Here is a 25,521-nt window from a genome sequence, read left to right as displayed (position 1 = left end):
CTCAGACAGAGAATGCCCCGTTTTCTTTTATTTACAGAACGCTGTGTTATTTGAATTCCTGCATCTCTACCAGTTTGCGGTAGATACCATCTTTAGAGATCAGCTCATCATGGGTACCTCTCTCTCTTATCTCTCCCTGGTCCATTACGATGATCTCATTCGCATGCTGGATAGTAGACAGACGGTGTGCAATCACAATGGTGGTACGGTTTTCCATCAGCTTGTCCAGTGCGTCCTGTACCAGTTTTTCTGATTCTGTATCCAGGGCCGAGGTGGCTTCATCCAGGATGAGGATCGGCGGATTCTTGAAGATCGCACGTGCAATGGTCAGACGCTGACGCTGACCGCCGCTGAGTTTCATACCACGGTCGCCAATCGGGGTGTCATAGCCGTTTTCCAGTTGTACAATGAATTCATGTGCATTGGCTATTTTGGCAGCTCTGATCACCTCTTCCCTGTCAGGATTTTCCTGTCCGAAGGCGATATTGTTGAATACGGAATCATTGAAGAGGATGGCCTCCTGGGAAACCATACCCGTCAGCGCACGCAGATCATGCATTTTCACGTCGCGGATGTCTTTTCCGTCAACGAGGATAGCACCGGAAGTCACGTCATGGAAACGTGGGATCAGGTCGGCCATGGTTGATTTACCGGCACCGCTCTTGCCGACCAGCGCGATCATACGACCTTTATCGATAGTCAGCTGTACATTTTTCAGGACAGGCTTCTCATTATAAGCAAAGGTGACGTCTCTGAATTCGATATTCTTTTCGAAGCCAGCCAGGGTCTCTGCATTGGCTTTGTCAGTGATCGGATTAGGTGCATCCAGGATACGCAGTACACGCTCACCGGCAGCCAGACCTTTAGGCATAGCAGTAAAGGCGCTACCAATGGATTTTGCCGGTGCCAGGATCTGGAAGTAGAAGCCCAGATAAGCGATGAAACCGGAAGCTGTCAGGGATGGATCTCCTGCCAGGATCAAACGACCACCATACAGCATAATCACAATTACGATCAGTACCCCCAGTGTTTCAGATACCGGAGACGCAGCTTCACGCTGGTCCGACATCGCTTTGATGGTACGGGCAAAAGCTCTGTTGTCATTATCAAACTTCTTTCCGATGAACCGTTCAGCGTTAAATGCCTTGATAATACGGATACCAGACAGGGATTCTTCAGTGATATTCAGGAGTTTACCTAATAATCCATGACTAAGTACCGACTGTTTTTTCAGTTTTTTGGAAATAGAACTGAGTATCAGCCCAGATACCGGGAAGAAGATAAGGGTAAAGAAGGTCAGCTCTTTCGATATATAAAATAAGGTAATGAAGGTTGTAATAATCACAAATGGGTCACGTAATACCGTCTGCATGGAGGTCACTACGGAGTTTTCCACTTCCACCACATCAGAGCTGATCACAGAAAGCAGATCCCCCTTACGTTCATTCTGGAAGAAGGAAAGGGACTGCGTGCTGTACTGGTGGAACACTTTCTCACGCATCTTACGTACCATAGTGACACGTACACGGGTCAGTACACGCTGACTCAGGTAACCAAAGAAGTTTTTGAGCGTAATAGCCACGAAGAGGATTCCACAGACGTATACAAGTATAGCAAATTTGTTGCCGTTGTAATGTACCAGTAACTCGTTATAATAGAAGTAGAATACCTGCTTAAAGTAAGCGAAGGAAAATGAAAAATCCGGGAGTATTGTCACAACTTCCTGCTTGCCGGTGGAAAAGAGTGTATCCATCAGTGGAATCAGCAGGGTGAAGTTTACGAGACTGAACAGCGTATAGAGGAAAATGTATACAACATATTCCGGAACGTAGTGGTGATAGGGCTTCGACAAACTCAGCAACCTGAAAAAAGTCTTCATCTTACGATTATTTATCTTATCTGTTTTGCTTTTCCGGGAGCAGGAACCGATTTTATATCTGTCAGCACATGCCCGTTTCCTTATCTTTGCCGGAGAAGATTGAATTAAGGGTGCAAGTTAATACAATCTCAAATCTTTAAACATTATGCAGGAAAGCAAAAGACAGAAACAAATAGGACAGCTATTACAAAAGGAACTGAGCGAAATATTTCAGCGGATGGGATTCAACGTCGTGGATGGGGGGATGATCTCCATCTCTTCCGTGAAGTTGACGCCAGACCTGCTGGAGGCAAGAGTGTATCTGAGCATGTTCAAAATAGCTGATTCCCATGAAATGGTGAACAGGATCAAGGAAAGAATGGGTGAAATCAAGAAAGACCTGGGAAACCGTGTGGGCAAACAATTACGCCGTATACCCGAAATCACGCTGTTCCTCGATGATACGCTGGAATACATCTTCAAAATGGAAGAGCTGTTCAAAAAGATCAAAGAAGACGACGCAGGGAAGGAAAACAAATAAAATAGCTTCACTTTGATCTGGCAGTTCGCATCCCGTTATTTCAGGGCAAAAAAAAGTACCAATGCCATCAATATCATTGCCTGGGTAAGTGTTTCGGCTATTGCGGTGGGTGCAGGCGCGCTGATTGTCATTCTCAGCGTTTTCAACGGATTTGAAGGACTGGTGAAATCCTTATACTCTACTTTCTATCCCTCTGTAAAAATCAGTGCAGTAAGTGGAAAAAGTATTACCCTCACGCCGGCGCAATTGAAACAGATTGCCGGTGTGAAAGGGGTTGCCTATATGACGGAAGTGATAGAGGAAAAGGCGGTATTGCGCTACGGACAGGGAGATCAGACGATCGCTATCCTGAAGGGCGTAGACAGTAACTACAATAAAGTGGCTGCGGTCGATAAAAGTATATCCCGAGGTAAGTTTGACACCGGCAATGAGCAGGACGGCTATACGGCTGTGCTGGGCATTGAGCTTGAAATGGCACTGGGTGTGGATGTGGACAGAGACCTGACCCCCGTCAGCGTATATCTGCCGCGAAGGAACGTCAGCAGTGTCACCACACCGGAAGATGCTCTTGGAAGCGGCATTCTGTATCCGGCCGGTTCTTTCGCAATTCAGCAGGAGTTCAACAGCAAATATGTCATTACCAATATTGCGTTCATGCGCGGACTGCTTGGCATGAATGAAGATGAAATGTCAGCGCTGGAGGTAAAGGCTAGCCCAGGACTGGATGACAATGTGCTGAAACGCCGGTTGCAGGAAGTACTGGGTACTAACTATAATCTCCAGACCCGCTACGAACAGAATCAGGCTTTGTATGCCATTATGCAGACGGAAAAATGGGCGGTATATGTGATCATGAGTTTTATACTTGTGATCGCGGCTTTTAATATGATCGGTAGTCTGTACATGCTGGTGATGGAAAAGCAAAAGGATATTACGATCCTGAAGGCAATGGGCGCCCGTCCGGGACTGATCACCCGTATATTCCTGGCAGAAGGAATGATCATTGCGGCGATCGGTACCGTTATCGGATTTGGTATCAGTATCGGATTTTGCCTGCTACAGCAGCATTTCGGTCTGATCAAACTGGAGGAGGATTCTTTTCTGGTGAATGCCTATCCGGTGAGTATGCATATTTCAGACTTCATCCTGGTGAGCGTGACGATCATTGTCATTGGCGGAGCAGCCAGCTGGTATCCGGCCAGAAGAGCAGGGAAACAGGGTATTGAATTAAAAGCAACCTGACGATCAGTATCATATCATCATATGAGAAAGCCTCCGGATGACGGGGGCTTTTTTATGTCCGGGTAATAAATAAAAGAGGCGATCACCATAAGGGACCGCCTCTTTTATTTATTCGAAGTCTTTAGTGGTGTTATGCAGACCACATTGATCTATCATTCGTAATTGCCAGATTCTTGCAGACTAGTAGTCCCCCAGTTCTGCTGGTTCCGGTAACTGCTCCAGCGCTTTAGCAAGCTGCTCGTCGCTTGGTGCAATACCGTGCCATTCGTGGTGGCCTTCCATGAAGTCAACACCTTTACCCATTACAGTTTTCATCAGGATTACGATTGGCTGGCCCTGACCGGTCAGGCTAACTGCCTTTTCCAGTGTAGCTACCACTTCATCCATGTTGTTACCGTCCATGTGCAATACTTTCCAACCGAAAGATGCAAATTTAGGTTCAAGGTCACCCAGACCGCCTACCTGTTCAACGGTACCATCGATCTGCTGACCATTCCAGTCTACTGTTACGATCAGGTTGTCAACTTTATGGTGAGGAGCGAACATGATCGCTTCCCAGTTCTGACCTTCTTCCAGTTCACCATCACCATGGAGGGAGAATACCAGACGATCGTCATTATTTAATTTCTTGGAGAGTGCAGCACCGATAGCTACGCTCATACCCTGACCGAGGGAACCTGATGCTACCCTGATACCTGGAAGGTGTTCGTGTGTAGTCGGGTGACCCTGAAGACGGGAATTGAGTTTGCGGAAAGTGGCCAGTTCTGACTTGTCAAAATAGCCTGCGTGGGCTAAAGTGCTGTAGAATACCGGAGAAATGTGCCCGTTGGAGAGGAAAAACAGGTCCTGATCTAAACCATCCATTTCAAAAGGCTGCGGCTTATGCTGCATTATTTTGAAATAGAGCGCAGTAAAGAAATCTGCACATCCTAAAGAACCGCCTGGATGGCCGCTTTGGCAGCCATGCACCATACGAACTATATCCCGTCTTATTTGTGTTGCTATGTCTTTCAACTGAGGCATGATAATTGCAAATTTTGAGATTGCTAAATTAATAGAATTTAGATAGAATCTGGCATATTTGGTCTCTAAGCTAATAGTTTTTAGTGACTAAGACTCAATTCTTTTTAATTTCCTATTTTTGTGATACACATTTGATTGAAATTAATATCTTTGTAATAATCAAGCCCCTCCCAATATGGAGAATGTTTTAATTGCGACTGTCCTGAGTTTTGTTATAACCTATTTTGCAATCCCCGTACTGATCAGGGTTGCAGAGTTGAAACATCTTTATGACGAACCGGACGAAAGAAAATCTCACAAGGCGCGTATACCAACTTTAGGGGGTATAGGTTTCTTTTCTGGATTTGTGATGGCTTCCGCGGTATGCGTACCAGGGTTTGCCGATTCTCCATTTCAGTACATGGTCGCAGCTTTTATAGTTATTTTTATGGTTGGTATGAAAGACGATATCGTAGGTCTTTCTCCATTAAAGAAACTAATTGGCCAGCTGATGGCCTCTTTTGCTGTTATATACCTCGGTAATTTACAGATCAATAGTATGTATGGTATCATGGGAATCGAAGCCCTGCCTCCTTACATCAGCCTGATGCTTACCTATTTTACATTCCTGGTAATCATCAATGCATTCAACCTGATAGATGGTATCGACGGTCTGGCGGGTAGTATCGGCATGCTGGTATCCGGTGTACTGGGTACCTATTTTCTGTATACCGGCGAATTGCTGTATGCGGTAATGGGTTTTGCAATGTCCGGTGGTCTGGCTGCATTCCTGATCTACAATATTTCTCCTGCCCGCATCTTCATGGGCGATACCGGTTCCCTGATGGTTGGACTGGTGAATGCGATCCTGGTGATCAAGTTCATCGATGTGGCAGGTAATCCTGCAGGAAAACTGCCTGTAAACGCTGTTCCTATTGTGGCTATTGCAATTCTGATAATGCCACTGTTCGATACATTACGTGTTTTTGCGATCCGTATGATGCATGGAAGGTCTCCTTTTTCGGCTGACCGTAACCACATCCACCACTATTTCCTGGAACTGGGTCTGACCCACAGACAGACGACCGTGGTAATGGTATCCATCAATGCTGGTTATATCGTATTAGCATTCGCATTACAGAATATTGGTTCTGCGTATCTGTTAAGCGTGATCCTTGGGTCTGCCCTGCTGCTGACTGGTGTACTGTACCAGATGAAAAAAAGAAAAGAGGCAATGTTGCGTGCACTGGCGGTTTCTGCTATCAGTGATGCGGCAAATGAAGCGCAGGCTGCTATTAACCATCCAAAGATCCTTCGCGTAAATACAAAGGGTATCCTTCAGGACAAATAATTTCAGGCCCGGTCATCCTGTACCGGGACCTTCCCCTCCGTTCCCCCTTTCCAAATTCAGATAAATCCTGTAGGTTTGCAGGCACTTAATTATTTTTTGCTATGCAAGATGATCTAACGTTAATAATAGAAGATGCCACCGCAACCATGCGTAAGGCTATCGGACACCTGGAATCGGAACTTACCAAGATCAGGGCCGGTAAAGCCAATCCGCAGATACTGGACGGAATCACGGTAGACTACTATGGTTCTCCTACTCCCCTCGCGCAGGTAGCTAATATCACCGTGGCAGACGCCCGTACCCTGACAGTTCAGCCATGGGAAAAAAATATGCTCCAGCCAATTGAAAGGGCTATCATCGCCTCTAACATTGGTATTAATCCACAGAATGACGGTATCATCATCCGCATGTTCCTGCCACCACTGACCGAAGAGAGAAGAAAAGAGTTTGTAAAACGTGCATTGAACGAAGGTGAGCAGGCAAAAGTTGCGATCAGAAATATTCGCAGAGATGCGATCGAAGGTATCAAGAAACTGCAGAAAGATGGTCTGAGCGAAGATACTGCGAAAGATGCTGAAGCAGACGTACAGAACCTGACCAACAAACATATTGAACTGGTAGATAAACACACTGCTCAGAAAGAGAAAGATATCATGGTTATCTAACGGGACAGCACTTATTATATATAAGATGCAGGCAAAACGCTGATCCGATGGGTCAGCGTTTTGCTTTATTGACAGTATATACACTGGCCAGAATGATACCAAGACAAAGTACCTGTAACCAGGAGATCTGCTCTCCTGCTACCAGGCCCCAGCCAATAGCGACTACCGGTAAGGCATAGGTCACCATCGAGGCAAACATAGCCCCGGCCTTATTGATCAGGATATAGAATAATACAGACGCAACACCACTACCCAGGATACCCAGTGTTACACTCGCTGCCAGAGAGCTCCATGGAATAGATGGCCCTGAGAGGATGCCAAAAAAGCCACTGAAGATCAGTACCGGCAGGGCGAAAACAGCACAGAAGAAAAGCGCAATGGACCCCAGTTGCAGGGAGCTATACCCCTTCAGGTGATGGTGCACCAATGCAATATTTAGCCCATAACAGATGGTGGCTACCACGATCCAGAGGCCATAATACCAGTAGCCGGCATCCACCCCTTTCACGGCAAACAGCATGACTACTCCCAGCAATCCCACACAGATACCCAGCAGCTGCTGCTTTACAATAGGGGCGCGAAACAGGAAAAAGCCTGCCAGCAATGACATCAATGGTACAAGACTGTTCAGTATACCAGCCAGCGCACTGTCTATACGCGTTTCTGCGATACAGAACAGATATGCCGGCAGAAGATTGCCCAGAATACCTGACAGGATAATCATCGGTATCTTGTTCAGCGGCGTCTGACGGATGAATTTTATAAAGAAAGGCAGCAGGGCAATACCGGCGCTAAGCAGGCGTAGGCTGGCTACCTGATATGGTGAAAGAGCCTGCAGACCGATTTTCATCAGAATGAAGGAGCTACCCCAGGTGAGTGATAAAAGAAGGAAAATGCTCCAGTGAATGGCACGGTTGTTCACAAGCGGTTGATTTAAGCATGCAAGGTCCGAATATTTTGGTACACAGATGAGTAGAATTTCGTGCTACCGCAACACTTCGGATTGTATTTTGTTACAAATACATGAACTAACCCTTTCAGCATGAGTAAGATCAGATTATCAGATATCAGTACAACCCCTCCCGATGGAATGGATAAGGAAGCTATCAAGTTAATGACCAAGGAGATCGTCAAGGAACTGGATGAATTACAAAATCTGCTATATGCAGAACATAAACACTCCGTGTTGATTGTATTACAGGGAATGGACGCCAGCGGTAAAGATGGCCTGATACGTAAGGTACTGGGAAATATGAATCCGCAGGGCGTTAACGTAAAGTCGTTCAAAGGGCCAACCGACGAGGAAAAAGAGCATGATTTCCTGTGGCGTATTCACCGGCATGTACCGGCAAAAGGTATGATACAGGTGTTTAACCGTTCTCATTATGAAGATATTCTTATACAGCGGGTACATAAATGGATAGACGATAAAACTGCGGAAAAAAGGATGCAGGCGATCAATAATTTTGAACGTTTGTTAAGCGAAGACAACAACACTACCATCCTTAAATTCTATCTGCATATTTCGCAGGAAGAGCAGTCAAAACGATTACAGGAAAGACTGGAAGATCCGCGTAAAATGTGGAAGTACAACAAGAGCGATTCTGTAGAAGCCAAACTCTGGAAGGACTACAGAAAGATGTATGAAGATGCCATTGAAAATTGCAACGAGGTGAAATGGAACATTGTACCGGCAGATAAAAACTGGTACAAGGAATATGTGGTGGCACAAACGTTGAGGGATACACTGCGTTCGTTTGAAATGCAGTATCCTAACCTGGATCAGTAAATGTCATGTGAATGAATGTTGTAACTTATAATAACTATCTTAGCAACTGATTGTCTTCACCCTTAAAAAATAGTTGTATATGTCTTTCTTCAAAGAGTTTAAAGAGTTTGCCACGAAAGGAAATGTAATGGATCTGGCTGTCGGTGTGATCATTGGTGGTGCATTTCAGAAGATCGTCACATCACTGGTTGATAATATCTTTATGCCAGTGTTGGGGATTGTTACTGGCGGTATTAATTTCAAAGATAAGTTCTGGTTGCTGAATACAAGTAAGGGTACCGATTTCCCTTCACTGGAAAAGGCGAAGGAAGCGGGGGCACCGGTATTTGCCTATGGTGCATTTGTACAGAGTATCATTGATTTTATATTGATTGCCTTCTGTATATTCCTGCTCGTGAAATTCATGAACAGTATGCGTAAGAAGAAAGAAGCAGCACCAGCAGCCCCACCAGCGCCAACTAATGAAGAAAAGCTGCTCATGGAGATCCGTGACGCACTGAAGAATAAATAAACCCATAACGGCCGGATAGTAAACCGTTATCCGGCCGTTCTTCCAACTCCGAAAAAATTCTCTTTTAGTTTCCTAACTTTGCGGCCGCGTTCAATTGACGCGGCATGTTCGTAACGCCGATATAACGGCAATCATATTATCCATAGCATTAAACAACTTTTTACACTGATGAGAACATCCGTCCTGACTATTATTTGCTTTTTGGTATGCTTCCAGGTGCTGCACGCACAAAGCGACTGGATGAAAACATCCAGAGAAGAAGCCAGCGGAAAAATCAAGAAAGACGCTGCCGATACCATACCTGCCGTATGGAAAAAAGGTGGCATCTTCAACCTGAACATTAATCAGGGAACTCTTACCAACTGGGCTGCGGGTGGTGATAAATTCTCCTTCTCCGTAGCATCCAATCTGAATGCGTATGCATTTTATAAGAAGGGGAAAAACAACTGGGATAATGTGTTGGACCTCGCATATGGTTACGTTAATACGACCAGTCTTGGTGGTCGTAAAAGTGATGATCGTATCGGTATCACCACAAAATATGGCTACGAGATCGGAAAGAACCTGTATCTGAGTGCCCTGCTGGATCTACGTACACAGTTCACCGATGGTTACCTGTATTCAAATGTAGATTCTGTGAAGCCTACATTGGTGTCCCGTTTCTTCTCTCCGGCATATGTGCTGCTGTCTCCGGGTCTTGACTATAAACCCAGTGATCAGCTGTCCGTATTCTTCTCTCCTGTTACTGCGCGTTATGTGGTTGTGATGGACGATCGCCTGGCTGCGCAGGCTGCATTCGGCGTAGATACCGGCAAACATGTGAAAAGTGAGCTGGGTGCTTACCTGACGGTGAACTGGGTAAAGACACTGGCAAAAAATATTGTTTATAAGACCAGGATGGACCTGTACTCCAATTACAAGAATAACCCGGAGAATATTGACCTCTTCTGGACCAATAGCCTGAACCTGCAGGTGAACAAGTACATCTCGGCAAACATATCCCTGGATATGATCTATGATGACGATGTGCGTGTTTTCGAAAATACCAAAACAGGCGTTTTAGGCCCTAGATTGCAGGTCAAACAGGTGATCGGGGTCGGATTCACCGCCAAATTCTGATGAGCGGGAATTTTCGTTATTTTTGATGGCTTTCACTTGATAAATGCGGTTGCCATTTGGTGCTGAAATACAAGTGAAAGCCATACATAACATTATGAATGACAACTCCTACAAAATAAAATTACCCCAGTTTGAGGGGCCGTTTGACCTGCTCCTCTTCTTTATTGAAAGGGACGAACTGGACATTTATAATATCCCCATTACTACTATCACCAACGATTTCCTTGATTATATCCATCACCTGGAATCGCTCAATATTGAGCTGGCCAGCGAATTTATCCTGTTCGTATCCACCCTGATGCGTATCAAGGCTAAAATGCTGCTGCCCCGTAAGGAACTGGATGAACAGGGTATCGAGATAGATCCCCGTCAGGAGCTGATCGACAAGATATTGGAATACAAGCGTTTCAAGCAGGCCGCCGCTGAACTCGCAGAACGCGAGGCAGAGCGTATGTTGCAGCTCAAACGCGGAAATATAAAGAAAGAACTTGCCAGCATTGGGGAAGAGACCAGTGAAGGGACTGAAATACAGACCCTGACCCTGTTCAAACTGACCCAGACCTTTGAAAAGGTGATGCAAAGGATCAAACAGCGGGAAAACAAGCCTCAGCACGTTGTATACAAATATGAATACACCATGGAGGAATCCCGTGAATATATGATTGACCTGGCAGCCAGAGAAAAGACCCTCGCTTTTGAAAAGATCTTTGACCTTTGTCGTGACAGGGTACATGCCATCTTCCTGTTCCTGGGGATGCTGGAACTGGTGCAGATGAAATACCTGGGAATTATGGTGGGAGAAGGCAGGAATAACTTTATAATTGACTACATTGAGCCTGAGGACCGGGAAGTAGAAGTCGCCGGTACATTAGAATGAGTGATAAACGAGCACATATAGAAATAGTGTCTTTGCCGAAGTACGCACAGGCGGATCCGAAATTTGTCGTATCCGGACTTTGCGAACTGGGAGACGGGTTCTTTTCCAGCAATGGTATCCCCCACAGACATGATTTCTATACCGTTTACTGGATCAAAAAAGGGCAACTCATCAATACCATTGACACCGTCACACATGCCGTAAAGAAGAATACCCTGTTCTTCCTGGCGCCGGGACAGGTGCATAAGATGGAATTCAGCGACAGGATAGAAGGATATATGATCGCTTTCCAGGATGCTTTTATGTGTCTGAAAGACCAGGCAGCTACCCTGATGGGCATCAATTCCTCTCTCTTCTTTAATAACCAGTTCAGCAGCGTCATTACCCTCAATCCGGAGCAGGAAAAAGACTTCGAGATGGTAGTGCATATGATGATGAAAGAGGTGCAACAGCAGGAAGCAGACTATGAAACTGCTTTCCATGGATTGTTACGTTACTTCCTGGTACTGGCCTCCCGTATCAAGGGGAGCAGTATGCTGGCCGCTCCGGAACAACATGCTACACATAACAGTTCCCTGTTCCTGCAGTTTAAAAACCTGATCGAAGAGAAATATGTCACACTGAAAAATGTGTCTGACTATGCTGCGATCCTGTATATCAAGCCGGTCTTACTGAATGAGATCAGCAAACAGTTGTCCGGTGTCACTGCCGGAGAGCATATCCGCAACCGGGTTATCCTGGAAGCACAGCGTTATTTATATAATACAGATCTCTCCGCCAAGGAGATTGCCTATAAACTGGGCTTTGAAGATCCCCACTACTTCAGCCGCTTCTTTAAGAAATATACCAACCAGACCCCTTCCGAGTTTAAAGAAGCTTCCCGCGCAAGTGCTTGATAATTAGTGTTTTTTATAATCGGCGAAAAAAAGTACACCGATTAAGTCATTTTATCCATTCCTAACATTTGTTGCAACATGTAATTTTGTATTGTCTTAATGAAACGGATATAACAAACAAAAGAACGGCAAACAAATACAAGAGAAGGGATGAAGAGAATCGATGATGTATTTGTTCATCAGTTGGAAATAAGACAAAACGAATAACAACGCAAGACTTAAAAAAACACTAAACTTAAAAAACACTTAAAGTTATGGCAATCTGGAAAATCGACGCATCTCACAGCGATGTAGAATTTAAGGTAAAACACCTGATGATCTCTAGCGTAACTGGATACTTTGGTAAATATGAAGGAACTGCAGAAAGCAGCAGCGATGATTTCACTGATGCAAAGATCACCTTCGAAGCAGATGTAAACAGCATCAGCACTAAAAACGAACAGCGTGATCAGCACTTACAGGCAGAAGATTTCTTCCATGCTGCACAGTATCCTAAGCTGAGCTTTGTATCTACCGGTGTGAAGAAAGTGGACGATGAGAACTATAAAGTAACTGGTGACCTGACTATGCGCGGTGTGACCAAACCAGTAGAACTGGCTGTAGAATTCAGCGGTATCGTAAAAGACCCATATGGTCAGACAAAAGCTGGTTTCGATATTAAAGGTAAAATCAACAGAAAGGATTTCGGTGTTTCATTCCACGCTGTAACTGATAATGGTGGTCTGGTGTTGGGTGATGAAGTGAAGTTACAGGCGAGTGTACAGCTGGTGAAACAGGCTTAATCGGAAGTAGACTGGCAGTAAGCCATTGCAATAATGAAACAATGTCAGACAGTCTGGAATAAAGAATTAAGGACAGGAAAAGAGTGGAGGCAATGGATAAGAGAAAGATGTTTTTTTGAGGATGATTGCCAGCAATAGTGTGAGCCGGATGAAGTGATTCATCCGGCTTTTTATTGTATACAGGCTTGTAGAGAAAAATCTACGAGTGGCAAGGTCTTTGGAAACAAAAAAGAATAGTAATTTCAGGAAGATTAACCACTTTGATCATTCACATATTCATTCATCTAATCAAACGTATTTATTATGAAAAGAACAGCATCCGCTAACTGGAAAGGTACCGGTAAAGATGGAAAAGGTACAGTAAGTTCACAGTCAGGTGTACTGGACAATACAGCATATTCCTATAAAAGCCGTTTTGAAGACGGTACCGGCACCAATCCTGAAGAGCTGATAGCGGCTGCGCATTCAGGTTGCTTTACCATGAAGCTCAGTTTTCTGCTTTCCGGCGCCGGTTTTACCCCTGAAAATATTGATACCAAAGCGACGATCACACTGGAGAATGGCGCCATCACCAGCAGTCACCTGGAATTAAAAGCAACTGTTCCTGGTCTGGATAATGCTAAGTTCCTCGAACTGGCAGAAGAGGCAAGAACAAACTGCCCTATCTCAAAGCTGTTGAATACAGAGATCACACTGGACGCTCAACTGGCGTAATCAGTAAGAGAAAAATTATTTTGAAAGAGCTGTGCCGTGATATACTGCACGGCTCTTTTTTATAGGTATAAATAGTCCACTCTTTTCAACAAGCTATCCATTTCCCGGGCTTCATTTTATGAGGATATTTGTATTGTAAAGGAGATAAGATATATGGACAAGATCATTCACAGAGCGGATTCACGCAGTTTCTCAAACCACGGTTGGTTACAGAGTTATCACACATTCAGCTTTGCAGGTTATTACAATCCTGAACGCATTCATTTTGGTGCATTACGTGTACTCAATGACGATATAGTAAAAGGTGGAATGGGTTTCGGTACTCACCCGCATGATAATATGGAAATCGTTTCTATTCCTTTAAGCGGATCGCTTGAACACCGTGATAATACGGGCAGACACGAGATCATTCGCAGCAATGAAGTACAGATCATGAGTGCCGGTAGTGGTATCGCACACTCTGAATTCAATGCTTCCAAAACAGACCCGGTCAACTTTCTGCAGATATGGGTATTCCCAAAACTGAAGGACATAACACCACGTTATCAGCAGAAAGCATTTGATGTTGCTGACAGACAAAACAAACTGCAGGTGGTCGTTTCTCCTGAAGCAGACAGCGATGCCTTGCTGATCAACCAGGATGCATGGTTTTCACTGGGACATTTTGATGAGGGGCAAAGTGTGGAGATTACGCCAAAAATGGCACAGCAGGGTAGCTATCTTTTTGTACTCGACGGAGAGGTGGAAGTAGCCGGAGAAACGCTGAAAGCACGTGATGCCATTGGGTTAAGCAATTACGATAGCGCTACGGTAAAGACACTCAAAGCGGCAAACTTTTTGTTGATTGATGTTCCTATGAGTTAATTACCATTACCCAAAAACATAACGATATGAGTACTGCGACTACGAACATCGGTCTTGAAAAGAAAACATCTAAAGAACTTGCAGAGAAACTGAATATACTGCTGGCTACGTACCAGTTGTTTTATATGAACGTGCGTGGCTTTCACTGGAACATTCGTGGTGATAAGTTCTTCACCCTGCATGTAAAATTCGAAGAGTTATATACAGACTCGTTAACGAAGATAGACGAGATCGCAGAAAGGATCCTGACATTGGGATTCACACCTACGCATGCATTCTCTGATTATATAGAACAATCTGTTATTGCGGAAGTGAAAAATGAAAGTAAAGATGTAGCGTGTGTACAACATGTGTTGTCCGGCCTGCAATCACTGATAGAGATCGAACGTGAAGTATCTGCGCTGAGCGATGAAGTGGGTGATGATGGTACAAACGATCTGATCACAACTTATATCCGTGAGCAGGAGAAGATCGTCTGGATGTACAATGCTTATCTGAGATAGAGAATAGGCTGATATAGACAGTGACGTGATAAAAACACAAAAGCCGAAGATAACTTCGGCTTTTGTGTTTCTGAGTAGCGAGGAGAGGATTCGAACCTCTGACCTTCGGGTTATGAGCCCGACGAGCTACCACTGCTCTACCTCACAATGAGGGTGCAAATATAGCTCTTTTTCTCTAATGACAAAATCTTTGTTATATAATTTATCTGCCATCACCCCTTGAAAATACAGTTGAAGAGGGTGAATCCTATAGTGGCAGGGCGTTACATGCTGAAATAATTATTTTTATTATGCGATAATCTGCTGTTGCCCACCTGCCTGCAAAGATTACAAACGATTAGTAGTCAGTTGTGCGCTTGTATCATGAAGAAAATCCGGTAGAAATACTATGTGGTAAAAGGCCTGAAAATGGCTCGTATGGCGGATTATAGGCAGGTGTTTATTTGATGCTGCCTATGTGAAAAAAGGTTTGTACCTTAGAAATATGTAACGGACGAATATTGTATTGCTTAATTATTTCACGTTAAAATCAATACACATGGAAGTTTCCGCACAAACCTCAGACATCGAACAGATCAGTAACTGGAGAGACGAAGTGATTGCTACCAGGGAGTCTATCCGGTCTATGCGTAGTCAGTTGGAGCAGCTTGCCCGCCACAAAACTGACGATGAATCCCTGGCCCAGATCGAACATTTCCAGAACCAGTTTATTTGTCAGGAAGAAAAAGCAGATGAACTCCGTCATGATCTGAAGCAATCTTCAAAAAAGATCTCCAATAATGGTCAGCCAGCCATATTACATGACGACCGCCCGGTTGATGATTACGATGTAATGTATGACCGCATGAATACCTTCCGGAAATTGTATAACGAATTACAGGACGAATTTGAGAAATTCAGGTCTTTCTCGTGATCCTGTTATCTGGTAGTTATAGCTCTATGACTACCGCTGCACTAGCCGCGTAACCGGTGCAGGTGAGGACAAAGCCCTGTTCTACCTCTTTGTCCGTTAATACTTCATTCAGGGCCATCCACACTTTACCTGCTGTACAACGGGCCGTGCAGGATCCGCAAACACCTCCTTTACAGCTGTAGGGTATTGCTATGCCTTGCTCAAGTGCTGCCGCCAGTATATTACGATTGCCGGGAAGGGAAAGCTGATGTACTCCCCCGCGAAAATGTATTGCTACATCTTTCAGAGATGCATCATCCGGTACGCCTATTCTTGCCAGTTGCGGGGCAGTATTTACGACGAAATTCTCCTTATGCAGCTGTTCCTCTTCAAAGCCCATAAAAGTGAGCGTTAAGAGCGCCATACGCATATATTCAGGTGGTCCGCATACAAAGAACTGCGCATCCTGTTTATTATAGCGCAGCTGTTGCTGTACAAGTGGTTCCAGCGACAGATTGCCAAGCCGGCGTATAATATGATCAGGTGGTTCGCTGCTGTACAGGTGTATGATATGCAGCTGTTCAGGAAACTGTGCCGCAAGCGCCAGTAATTGCTGATGGAATATCGTCCGCTGTTCGGAACGGTTACTGTATACCAGTTTGATATGTGCTGTGGGCTCATGATGCAGCACATCTTTCAGGATCGAATATAAGGGCGTAATACCGCTTCCCGCGCCCAGTAAAAAGATATCTCTGGGAGTGGTGCTGTGCGAAAGTAAGGTAAAACGTCCGGAGGGTAATAATGCCGTGATCTTATCACCGGCTTTCCAGTCGCGAAGTATATGACGGGAGATCTCACCGTTCTGCTTTTCGCGGACAGTTACCGAAGGATAAGGATCTATACCGGGCGTAGAACTGAAGGAATAAGACCTTCTGTATTCGGTACCGTGCAGATAGATCAGGAATGTAATGAATTGCCCTGGCTGATAGTTCAATGGCTGTCCGTCGACAGTCTCCAGTCTGTAAGTAAATGTATCCGCTGTTTCCGCTATGACCTCCCTGATGCGGAGGTGTATATACAATTCATCCATATTATAAAAATAAGAAAGCCACCTGTATGAGCAATGTCATAACCGGTGGCTTTCTTGTTATTTTACGGGTACAACCCTTTTTATCAGGCTGTAACGGTGATCTTTGTTTTCAGCATAGCGCGTGCAGCAGCAGCGATGCCAGCAGCATCGTAGCCACATTCGCGGTGCAGTTCATCTGGTTTACCATGTTCAACGATACGGTCAGGAATACCCAGCAGACGTACATCTGCCTTGTAGCCATTCGCTGCCATGAATTCCAGTACCGCACTACCGAATCCGCCTGTTACAGCGGCATCTTCTACAGTGATGATCTTGTCAAACTGACTGAATATTTCGTGCAGCATGGCTTCATCCAGTGGTTTTACAAAACGCATGTCGTAGTGAGCTGGTTGCAGACCGTCAGCCAGCAGTTCTTTGCAGGCTTCGGTTACAAAGTTGCCCGGATGACCCAGGGAGAGGATCGCAATATCTTTACCGTTGCGCACTTTGCGGCCGGTACCAACTTTGATCTCTTTGAATGGCTGTTTCCAGTCAGGCATTACACCCTGTCCTCTTGGATAACGGATCACAAAAGGATATTCCTGGGTAGGCAGCTGGGAAGTATACATCAGGTTGCGGAGTTCTTCTTCGTTCATCGGAGAACTGATGATCACGTTCGGAACGCAACGCATGAAAGCGATGTCGTAAGCGCCATGGTGGGTAGGTCCGTCCTCTCCTACCAGACCGGCACGGTCCAGACAGAAAGTAACCGGCAGTTTCTGGATAGCCACATCATGTAAAGCCTGATCATAGGCGCGCTGCATAAAGGAAGAATAGATGTTACAGAATACGCGCATACCCTGTGTTGCCAGGCCGGCAGAGAGGGTAACGGCATGCTGCTCACAGATCCCAACGTCAAAGGCGCGGTCCGGCATTTTCTCCATCATGAATTTCAGGGAAGAACCGGAAGGCATCGCCGGGGTGATACCCATAATGTTCTTGTTCTGCTCTGCCAGTTCGATGATGGTATGACCGAATACGTCCTGGTATTTTGGCGGCTGTGGTTTATCCACCGGTTTCTTAAAGATTTCGCCGGTGATCTTATCAAACAGGCCCGGAGCGTGCCAGGTGGTCTGGTCTTTCTCCGCCAGTGCATAACCTTTACCCTTGGTGGTAACGATATGCAGCAGTTTTGGGCCGGGAATGTCTTTCAGATCCTGCAGGGTATCTACCAGTTTCACGATATTATGACCATCGATCGGGCCGAAATAACGGAGTTTGAGAGATTCGAACAGGTTGCTGGAGCTGGAAACAACACCTTTCAGACCAGCTTCCAGTTTGGAGGCCATATCACGGGTGAAGCGTTTGCCTACGGGGAGTTTACCCAGCAGGTTCCATACGTCGTCGCGCAGTTTATTATAAGTAGGAGAAGTTGTAATGTCGGTCAGGTATTCTTTCAGCGCACCTACATTCGGGTCAATGGACATACAGTTGTCATTGAGAATGATCAGTACATTGGCATTGGCAACACCTGCATGATTGAGTGCCTCAAACGCCATACCTGCTGTCATGGCGCCATCACCGATTACAGCGATGTGCTGACGGTCGGTTTCACCTTTATATTTGGATGCCATCGCCATACCCAGGGCTGCTGAGATGGACGTGGAGGAGTGACCTACACCGAAGGTGTCGTACTCGCTTTCATCCCTTTTCGGGAAACCGCTGATACCGTGATATTTTCTGTTGGTATGGAAAACGTCTCTTCTGCCGGTCAGGATCTTGTGACCATAGGCCTGGTGACCTACGTCCCATACCAGCTGGTCATAAGGGGTGTTAAAAACATAGTGTAGTGCGACAGAAAGCTCCACCACTCCGAGACTGGCTGCAAAGTGGCCACCGTGCACACTGACAACATCAATAATGAACTGGCGGAGTTCTTCACTTACTTCATGCAGTTGCTCTTTACTGAGATTCCGCAGATCAGCAGGGGTTTCGATCTTGCCCAAAAGAGGGCCCGGCGTAATATTCATACTTCTTGATGCAGGATTTAAGTAAGCAAAAGTACAAATTCTGTGCTAATGTACAGTGATTCCATACATCAGCACATTTCGACATTCTTCAATGTAAGGTACCCACTCATAACATTTAGCCCCGGACGGGCTAAGCACATCGGTATTTTTGAAAATGTAGCAGTAGTTTACTAATTTTCAGATAGATGTTTAAACGAATATCAAGATATTGGTGGTGTCAGATCCTTGGCTGGACGGCTTATTCAGTAGTTAATCTGTTTTTTGCCTATTCCTTTGCCGGTTCATTCGGATCCTACTTCCTGGTAAACCTGCTGGTCATCATGTTTTTCGGCATGCTGGCCACGCACCTGCTGCGGAGCATCATCAAGCGTCTGAACTGGTTCCAGTACAGCTTTGAGAGCCAGATGCTGCTTTTTTTCGCGTTGACGGTGAGTTCCGGGGTGATTATTTATGTGGGAAATACGATTGCCGGTAATCTTTACCGGTATTCCTGGCAACAAAGGGCCCTGACTGATCAGACGACCCTGACTTTTCTGTTGCCGATCTTCCTGATTACCTCCATCTGGTGGCTGATCTACTTCGTGTGGCACTATATCGAGCGTAGCAGAAATAGTCAGGTGGACAAGCTGAAACTGGAAAGTACCGTGAAGGAGCTGGAACTGAAAACGATCAAATCCCAGCTGAATCCACATTTTATATTTAATGCGTTGAACAGTATCAGGGCGCTGGTAGATGAGAATCCGCAAAGGGCCAGGACGGCCATTACGGAGTTGTCTAACATCCTGAGAAGTTCCATGCAGGTGGAAAAAGCGGAAACAGTGAACCTGGAAAACGAGTTGGATATAGTAAAAGATTACCTTGCACTGGAGAATATCAGGTTTGAAGAGCGCCTGCGGGTGCAATATGATATTGATCCTGAAACACTTGAGTTACCTATTCCCCCTATGATGCTGCAAACCCTGGTGGAAAATGCCATTAAACATGGTATTTCACGTACAGTCAGCGGCGGAACAGTGATAATAGGATCTCATGTAAGGGATACACACCACGAAATTACTATTGAAAATACGGGACAGATCGGAGGAGCTGCTACCACCGGACATGGTTTTGGTCTCCAGAGTACAAAACAGCGGTTGAGTCTGTTGTATGGCAATAAGGCATCATTTAACATTTATAATAAAAATGAGGAAACGGTGGAAGCCATTGTGCTGATGCCGTTGTTCTGATTATTGTATTTCGCGCCAAGTTTAAAAGTAGTTGCTCATGAAAAAAGCATTGATAATCGATGACGAACGCCTGGCCAGAAGCGAGCTAAAGAAATTACTGGCTGACCACCCTGAGATAGTCATTGTGGGAGAAGCCGTAAATGCAAAGGACGGACTGGAAAAAATTGAAACGCTGCATCCTGACCTGCTTTTCCTGGATATACAAATGCCGGATAAGACGGGCTTTGATTTGCTGGCCGAACTGGAAAAAGCACCACAGGTGATCTTTACCACTGCTTATGATGAGCATGCGCTGAAAGCATTTGAGTATAATGCGCTGGATTACCTGTTGAAGCCTGTTGAGCCGAAAAGGCTGGCAGACGCCATTCACAAACTGCATCAGCAGGAAGAGAAGGAAAGACAGGCGGAAGCCGGTACGATCCGGACCATCCTTTCTGAGAATGACCAGGTATTTGTAAAGGACGGAGATCGCTGCTGGTTTGTAAAATTACAGGAAATACGCCTTTTTGAGAGTGTAGGTAACTATGCGAGGGTGTATTTTGAAGGTAATAAGCCATTGATCCTGAAGTCATTGAATGCGTTGGAAGAGCGTCTGGATGAGCGCACATTCTTCAGGGCCAACAGAAAGCACATTGTGAACCTGCGGATGATCGAGAAAATAGACACCTATTTTAACGGAGGCCTGCTGCTGGAGATGCGTGGAGGAGAAAAAATAGAAGTGAGCCGCAGACAGGCGGTTAAGTTCAAGGAAATGATGAGCCTCTAGGTCCATATTAAGCTAAAAAGCGAAACGCTGATTATCGTATTAACTACGATGATCAGCGTTTCGCTTTTATAAAGCATTTATTATTTCAACACAGGAGCAGCTGCGTGCACTGCGTCGGCCATTTCTTTGATGAGTGAAGTTTCCTTCTCGATAGCATTACCTACCACGATGATATCGGCGCCTGCCTTACAGTTCAGGTAAGCCTTTTCTGCGTCGCGGATACCACCGCCAACGATAATAGGGGCTGCTACCTGGCTGGCTACGCGGGAGATCATACTTTCCGTGATCGGCTTACGGGCACCGCTGCCGGCGTCCATAAATACTACTTTCATGCCCAGCATCTCGCCTGCCATTGCGGTACACATGGCAATGTCGTCCTTATCTGAAGGGATGGGAGTGGTATTACTGATATAAGATACAGTAGTCGGCGCGCCGCCGTCAATTAAGACATAACCGGTAGAAATAACTTCCAGGCCGCTCTTTTTAACGGCTGGAGCAGATAGTACATGTTGTCCTATCAGCAATTCGGGGTTACGCCCTGATATAACAGACAGGTAAAGCAATGCGTCGGCATAACGGGAGACCTGAGAGGGGCTGCCAGGGAATAACACCACAGGAATATCACAGAGTGTTTTAAACTGTTGTACGCATTCATCGAGGTGGTTGGTGATCACAAGACTACCGCCAAGGAATATATAATCCACCTTAGCTGCCGTACATTTCGCCGCAAGGTCTGCTATGTCAGCAGGAGTTACCTTATCCGGATCAATCAGTACTGCGAATGACTTGATGCCCTTCGCTTTCCTATCGATAAAAGAATTGTATATTTTATTGTGCATTAAAATAGCATTGTTCCGGTTGTCGCAAATGTATAATTTTTTCGGTAATAAGCCACATTGTTAAATGAATATGCATATTATTCATTTTTTATTCGACCAAATTCCCATCCAGTAAGGGTTCTGTCCGTTTATAATGCAATCTTCAGGCCATATATTCGTTCTGAAAAAATGGAAATAAAAAGATTAAAACACCATCATATCAAATAAATATATACTTTTTTAACCCTCCAGTCAAGTACTTAAATGAGCGGATCCCCTGTATAAGGGAAACTGGTAAGACGATAATTCTACATACATTCTACATACAAAATAACACTCTCGTGGACAGGCCCATCAATAAGTTCTGAGCAGTTTGTTAACGAATTTACGAAAAAGTACGAATAAGCGGAAATCAATACTGTTAAGGGATTCAGGCGTAGTAGGATTGCTATCTTTGTTAACGATTTGTTATTGTGGCTTTAAAATTTCAAAGAAAAATAACATGCCCTTACATTTGTATTCAAATAGGGTTTTCATAGGATAGTAACAAATTGAGGGCGCCTTTCCAGGTGCCCTTACTATTTCTACTTAGTACCGTTCTCACGGTTGTGTTCCGTAAATGTTAATTTCTCCCCTTATCTGCCCGTTTCAGCATTCTCACGATTGGTTTTTTCATACAGTATGACAGTTGGCGATCGTCAGTTCATTCACACGTTCCCTTGCAATGCATTTTGGGGTCATTTTAACTTTATTTATATATATCCGTAAAAAGTCCTGTTTTGGATTTTTAACAATCCTTTATGTTTTTTACCAGCTTTGCAAAAATGACGATGGTAAATTGAAGAATTTCAAATATTTATGGTCTCACCTATCTTGCAATAAATATTTATTATATTTGTTATTGTATTAATTTTATTATGGTTACTGTCCTATGAAGAACCAAATATTTCCTACAGGCGTGAATCATCATGCAATGTAAAATGACTCTCGAAAGCAATGGTTTATCCATTGCTTTTGTTTTTTAACCCTCTATCCTTCCCTGCCGCCGGACAATTAGTTTGGGATTTATAATTTGGATTTTGTATTTTTAATCTTACAAATTTTTTACACTATGAAGAAGCTGTTGTTCCTGCTGTTGGTCTCCGTTGCCTCAGCCGCATCAGCAAGCGCAAATAGCGAAAAATGGAAGGACGAGGATAAAACCAAAGCCGGTAAAGAGAAAGAGAAGGAGAAAGACAAGGAGAAGGAAGGCGATAAGGCCGGAAATAAGAATGCTAATTGCGAGGAGAAGACGGTAACTGTAACCAAAGTAACCCGCCCGACCAGGGTGGAAGAGTACGTATGGATGTTACCCAAGGATCAGGATGGTGATAAAATGTATGAGGAGGAGCTCAAAAAAGGTATCCTGGATCTCTATAAATGGTACCTTCAGAACGAATCCCGGATCAATAGCAATGAATTGTCAAAACTGACCGGCAACGAGCTGGCTTTTCCTTTCAAAGTTGATCCAAAGACCTTACAGCAGTATTTTCAGTTCGTAAAGAATAATTTTCCAGGTTTAAGCGAGGATGACCTCTCCGATGGTTCTTCCAACACTGTGAAAAAACAACCTGTTGCCAACCGTAAGAAATACGCGCCTGTCAGCCGTAGAGATGATATGGAGAGTCAGATGACACTCCCCGTTAGTAAATAAAAAGTTTGCCTTGCCATAATGCATTTGGAGTTTAATTACAATAAGGAGGAGGTATTGAATGCATTACGCTATCATTTTTTGCAGCTGGGAGAAATAAAAGTATTCCGCAACACACTCTTCATCCTTTTGGCCTTCACACTGGCCGGATTTGCTTTCAAAATAGTCACAATAGGCGCCCTGATAGGGATTGTCTCCATGGTGGTACTCATCATTATGGTGTTCTGGTTCCTTTTGCCCGTTTCCATCTATAATAAGGCTGCTACCTTTAAAGACGATATCCATCTGAAATATTCAGAGGAAGGTATCACCATCTCCACCCGTAATAGCGAACAACAACGCCTGCTCTCCTGGAGCACCTTTACCCGGGTTGTGGAAGCCAAAAACTTCTTCTTCCTCTATCGTGGTAAAAAGAACTTCTTCCTCGTACCTACCAGCGCATTCAAATCCGCTGACGCGCATGAGGAATTCAGCCGTCTGGCGAATGATCATATTAATTAAGTTTTACTGGTAAAACAGCCCTTTGGCACCGGGTCCGGATAACCATATCCGGGAATGGCCGTATGCCCGTAAATAAGCCCCGGGAAACGTCTGAGTAACCTTATTCTGCCCTGTCTCCTTTCTTGATATTGGTTCCTGATTACAGGTCCGCTACGGCCGGTATAAGGATTTCTATGTCGGGATCTTATAGCTGTGGTCTGAGTATAGTCTGACTATAGTTACCCTGCCTTAGTGCTCCGATCAGAACGGAGGTGTAACGTAGCGTGACTATAGATAGGGTATCCCCTATACAAAGAAAAAGCCCCGGCTTGTGACCGGGGCTCAGGATTTATGAGGATAGTTGTGTTCCTTAGTTCTTATCCCACCAGCTTTTGCTCTTTTTGGTATCACCTCCGATCGCATCAGCTGCCTTCTGGTAAGAAGCCGCATTCTGTGTACGCTCACCCAATGGGTAGGTCAGACGGGAGGGTACATATGGTACATTCTGGTCCAGAGAGCCCGAATAGGGTGCTATGAACAGTGAATCTCCATTCGGCTTTTTAAAGTCAAGACGCAGGCGCTCAAACCATGCCTGGAATCCCTGTGGATAGAGTGCCAGCCATTTCTGGGTGCCGATCACATTTTTCCAGTCTCCCGCATTATATGGAACAGACGCCACATATTCATCCACACCTGTTGTCACATCCCAGTACTCCATGGAGGCACGGATACCTTTCTCATAAAGTGCCGGCGCCGCTTCTCCTACATTCCAGGTCCGGGCGGCTGCTTCAGCCAGAATAAATGCTACTTCCGGATAGGTCATCAGGATACCAGGCATTGTAGCTGAATAAATTTTGGTGCCCGGATAGGAATAATTGTCCGGAGACAGTCTGCCTGGATCATTCGCACTTCTGCCATACTCAAGACCAGTGATCAGACCAGTACCTTTCGCAGGTCTTGCATAAATCGGCAGACGTGGGTCATTGGTGCTCTTCATGTAGTTCACCAGTGTGGTGCTCACGAAGAAGTCAAGCACTTCCCTTTCTGAATCATTCAGCGGAAATTTGTTGGGCGCTGTAGCCAGATACGCAAATTCTGCATTATCTGCATTGCTCTGCATGGCTGCTGTATAATTTGCTTCAATGATTGCTTTAGCTCTATCCGGTGCTACGTCCGCAATACGGATCGCCAGTCGGAGCATCAGTGAATGCGCCAGGGTTTTCCACTTTGTCACATCGCCGTTATAGATCACATCACCACCATCGAAAGTAGGCTGAGATGGGTCGAGCGCTGTAATCTGTTTGTTCAGCGTATCGATCAGGGAAGTGTAAATAGCTTCCTGATTGTCATAGGCAGGCGTAATATTATCACCCTCTTTTAATGCCTGTGAGTAAGGAATATTCACATACGTATCTGTCAGTACCTGGTACAACCATACTTTCAGAATACCGGCAATGGCGTTCTGATTTTTAGCAGCCGGATTATTGCCACGCTGATTATTAATCGTTACTATTCTGTCAAGACTATGTAAGGATACATACAGGAAATTCCAGAAAGCGGTATTGTTATTTTCATCGATCGCATACTGACTGTCATTCACTCTTGAATTGGCAGACCAGAACTGCGAATAGTGCATACCAATATAGCCATTCTGCAAAGTGCTGTACATATAATCCATCGCATTTTTCTCAGCGCTGGTCAGCAGATATGCCGGCTCTGACTCTGTAGGTTTGGTGGGATCGTGGTTGATCTCATCGAGGTCTTTACATCCTGCCATCATCACAAAGATGAATAATACCGGCCATGCGTATATTAAGAATCTTTTCAACATTGAAC

At 44.9% G+C, this 25,521-nt stretch carries 25 protein-coding genes and 1 tRNA gene; 18 read left to right on the top strand and 8 right to left on the bottom strand.

Features of this window, described 5'->3' with window-relative positions:
- Positions 1–46: 46 nt before the first annotated feature.
- The gene (locus BMZ72_RS24870) at positions 47–1,879 is read right to left on the bottom strand and encodes an ABC transporter ATP-binding protein (protein ID WP_089812376.1); all 1,833 of its coding nucleotides are present in this window, start codon (positions 1,877–1,879) and stop codon (positions 47–49) included.
- A 145-nt stretch (positions 1,880–2,024) separates the two neighbouring features.
- Between BMZ72_RS24870 and rbfA the strand changes: the two genes are divergently transcribed.
- Together rbfA and BMZ72_RS24860 are read left to right on the top strand one after the other, a co-directional pair.
- On the top strand, positions 2,025–2,399 hold the full coding sequence (gene rbfA / locus BMZ72_RS24865; protein ID WP_089812375.1) for a 30S ribosome-binding factor RbfA: 375 nt from the start codon (positions 2,025–2,027) through the stop codon (positions 2,397–2,399).
- A gap of 12 nt (positions 2,400–2,411) precedes the next feature.
- Positions 2,412–3,641 (top strand): FtsX-like permease family protein, encoded by a 1,230-nt coding sequence (locus BMZ72_RS24860; protein ID WP_089812374.1) that lies wholly within the window; start codon positions 2,412–2,414, stop codon positions 3,639–3,641.
- Positions 3,642–3,821: 180 nt separating this feature from the next.
- Here the strand turns inward: BMZ72_RS24860 and BMZ72_RS24855 are convergent, their stop codons facing one another.
- Complete coding sequence (locus tag BMZ72_RS24855; RefSeq protein ID WP_012788066.1) at positions 3,822–4,664, bottom strand: transketolase; 843 nt, start codon at positions 4,662–4,664, stop codon at positions 3,822–3,824.
- A gap of 175 nt (positions 4,665–4,839) precedes the next feature.
- Between BMZ72_RS24855 and BMZ72_RS24850 the strand changes: the two genes are divergently transcribed.
- Both BMZ72_RS24850 and frr read left to right on the top strand, forming a co-directional pair.
- The gene (locus tag BMZ72_RS24850; protein WP_089812373.1) at positions 4,840–5,994 is read left to right on the top strand and encodes a glycosyltransferase family 4 protein; all 1,155 of its coding nucleotides are present in this window, start codon (positions 4,840–4,842) and stop codon (positions 5,992–5,994) included.
- Positions 5,995–6,095: 101 nt separating this feature from the next.
- Entirely contained in the window at positions 6,096–6,659 is a 564-nt protein-coding gene (gene frr / locus BMZ72_RS24845; protein ID WP_089812372.1) for a ribosome recycling factor, read from the top strand.
- A gap of 52 nt (positions 6,660–6,711) precedes the next feature.
- Here the strand turns inward: frr and BMZ72_RS24840 are convergent, their stop codons facing one another.
- Positions 6,712–7,581: a DMT family transporter gene (locus tag BMZ72_RS24840; RefSeq protein WP_089812371.1), complete on the bottom strand. Its 870-nt coding sequence runs from the start codon at positions 7,579–7,581 to the stop codon at positions 6,712–6,714.
- A gap of 120 nt (positions 7,582–7,701) precedes the next feature.
- Here BMZ72_RS24840 and BMZ72_RS24835 point away from each other — a divergent pair, with 120 nt between their 5' ends.
- The 9 genes from BMZ72_RS24835 to BMZ72_RS24795 all read left to right on the top strand — a co-directional run bounded on the left by BMZ72_RS24835 (position 7,702) and on the right by BMZ72_RS24795 (position 14,714).
- Entirely contained in the window at positions 7,702–8,448 is a 747-nt protein-coding gene (locus BMZ72_RS24835; protein WP_089812370.1) for a PPK2 family polyphosphate kinase, read from the top strand.
- Between the two features lie 79 nt (positions 8,449–8,527).
- Positions 8,528–8,959, top strand: a complete 432-nt coding sequence (gene mscL / locus BMZ72_RS24830; RefSeq protein WP_012788061.1) for a large conductance mechanosensitive channel protein MscL — start codon at positions 8,528–8,530, stop codon at positions 8,957–8,959.
- A gap of 168 nt (positions 8,960–9,127) precedes the next feature.
- Entirely contained in the window at positions 9,128–10,078 is a 951-nt protein-coding gene (locus BMZ72_RS24825) for a DUF3078 domain-containing protein (protein ID WP_089812369.1), read from the top strand.
- Between the two features lie 94 nt (positions 10,079–10,172).
- On the top strand, positions 10,173–10,955 hold the full coding sequence (locus BMZ72_RS24820; RefSeq protein WP_089812368.1) for a segregation and condensation protein A: 783 nt from the start codon (positions 10,173–10,175) through the stop codon (positions 10,953–10,955).
- Positions 10,952–11,851, top strand: coding sequence for a helix-turn-helix domain-containing protein (locus BMZ72_RS24815; RefSeq protein ID WP_089812367.1), 900 nt, complete (start codon positions 10,952–10,954; stop codon positions 11,849–11,851). The genes BMZ72_RS24820 and BMZ72_RS24815 overlap by 4 nt, the downstream gene beginning before the upstream one ends.
- A gap of 254 nt (positions 11,852–12,105) precedes the next feature.
- Positions 12,106–12,633, top strand: a complete 528-nt coding sequence (locus BMZ72_RS24810) for a YceI family protein (RefSeq protein WP_089812366.1) — start codon at positions 12,106–12,108, stop codon at positions 12,631–12,633.
- Between the two features lie 303 nt (positions 12,634–12,936).
- The gene (locus BMZ72_RS24805; RefSeq protein ID WP_012788056.1) at positions 12,937–13,347 is read left to right on the top strand and encodes an OsmC family protein; all 411 of its coding nucleotides are present in this window, start codon (positions 12,937–12,939) and stop codon (positions 13,345–13,347) included.
- A gap of 153 nt (positions 13,348–13,500) precedes the next feature.
- Positions 13,501–14,211: a pirin family protein gene (locus BMZ72_RS24800; RefSeq protein ID WP_089812365.1), complete on the top strand. Its 711-nt coding sequence runs from the start codon at positions 13,501–13,503 to the stop codon at positions 14,209–14,211.
- 26 nt (positions 14,212–14,237) lie between these two features.
- Entirely contained in the window at positions 14,238–14,714 is a 477-nt protein-coding gene (locus BMZ72_RS24795) for a Dps family protein (protein ID WP_089812364.1), read from the top strand.
- A gap of 75 nt (positions 14,715–14,789) precedes the next feature.
- Here BMZ72_RS24795 and BMZ72_RS24790 read toward each other — a convergent pair.
- Positions 14,790–14,861, bottom strand: a tRNA-Met gene (locus BMZ72_RS24790).
- A gap of 391 nt (positions 14,862–15,252) precedes the next feature.
- Here BMZ72_RS24790 and BMZ72_RS24785 point away from each other — a divergent pair.
- Positions 15,253–15,627 (top strand): hypothetical protein, encoded by a 375-nt coding sequence (locus BMZ72_RS24785; protein WP_012788053.1) that lies wholly within the window; start codon positions 15,253–15,255, stop codon positions 15,625–15,627.
- Positions 15,628–15,643: 16 nt separating this feature from the next.
- On the opposite strand, the gene BMZ72_RS24780 is transcribed toward BMZ72_RS24785, so the two are convergent.
- On the bottom strand, positions 15,644–16,696 hold the full coding sequence (locus BMZ72_RS24780; protein ID WP_089812363.1) for a ferredoxin--NADP reductase: 1,053 nt from the start codon (positions 16,694–16,696) through the stop codon (positions 15,644–15,646).
- Positions 16,697–16,779: 83 nt separating this feature from the next.
- Positions 16,780–18,705, bottom strand: coding sequence for a 1-deoxy-D-xylulose-5-phosphate synthase (gene dxs, locus BMZ72_RS24775; RefSeq protein ID WP_089812362.1), 1,926 nt, complete (start codon positions 18,703–18,705; stop codon positions 16,780–16,782).
- Positions 18,706–18,890: 185 nt separating this feature from the next.
- Here dxs and BMZ72_RS24770 point away from each other — a divergent pair, with 185 nt between their 5' ends.
- Both BMZ72_RS24770 and BMZ72_RS24765 read left to right on the top strand, forming a co-directional pair.
- Positions 18,891–19,931 carry a sensor histidine kinase gene (locus BMZ72_RS24770; protein WP_089812361.1) on the top strand — a complete coding sequence of 347 codons (1,041 nt, stop codon included), beginning with the start codon at positions 18,891–18,893 and terminating at the stop codon, positions 19,929–19,931.
- Between the two features lie 37 nt (positions 19,932–19,968).
- On the top strand, positions 19,969–20,697 hold the full coding sequence (locus tag BMZ72_RS24765) for a LytR/AlgR family response regulator transcription factor (protein WP_012788049.1): 729 nt from the start codon (positions 19,969–19,971) through the stop codon (positions 20,695–20,697).
- An 80-nt stretch (positions 20,698–20,777) separates the two neighbouring features.
- Here BMZ72_RS24765 and BMZ72_RS24760 read toward each other — a convergent pair whose 3' ends face one another.
- Positions 20,778–21,536, bottom strand: coding sequence for a phosphoglycerol geranylgeranyltransferase (locus BMZ72_RS24760; protein ID WP_089812360.1), 759 nt, complete (start codon positions 21,534–21,536; stop codon positions 20,778–20,780).
- Positions 21,537–22,626: 1,090 nt separating this feature from the next.
- Here BMZ72_RS24760 and BMZ72_RS24755 point away from each other — a divergent pair.
- Positions 22,627–23,208, top strand: a complete 582-nt coding sequence (locus tag BMZ72_RS24755; protein WP_089812359.1) for a hypothetical protein — start codon at positions 22,627–22,629, stop codon at positions 23,206–23,208.
- 18 nt (positions 23,209–23,226) lie between these two features.
- Positions 23,227–23,706 (top strand): YcxB family protein, encoded by a 480-nt coding sequence (locus BMZ72_RS24750; protein ID WP_012788046.1) that lies wholly within the window; start codon positions 23,227–23,229, stop codon positions 23,704–23,706.
- 349 nt (positions 23,707–24,055) lie between these two features.
- On the opposite strand, the gene BMZ72_RS24745 is transcribed toward BMZ72_RS24750, so the two are convergent.
- Positions 24,056–25,516 (bottom strand): SusD/RagB family nutrient-binding outer membrane lipoprotein, encoded by a 1,461-nt coding sequence (locus tag BMZ72_RS24745; protein WP_089812358.1) that lies wholly within the window; start codon positions 25,514–25,516, stop codon positions 24,056–24,058.
- Positions 25,517–25,521: the final 5 nt, after the last annotated feature.

It is taken from the genome of Chitinophaga sp. YR627, assembly GCF_900114995.1.
Classification (GTDB): Bacteria; Bacteroidota; Bacteroidia; order Chitinophagales; family Chitinophagaceae; genus Chitinophaga.
This window is presented reverse-complemented; position numbering and strand designations above follow the sequence as displayed.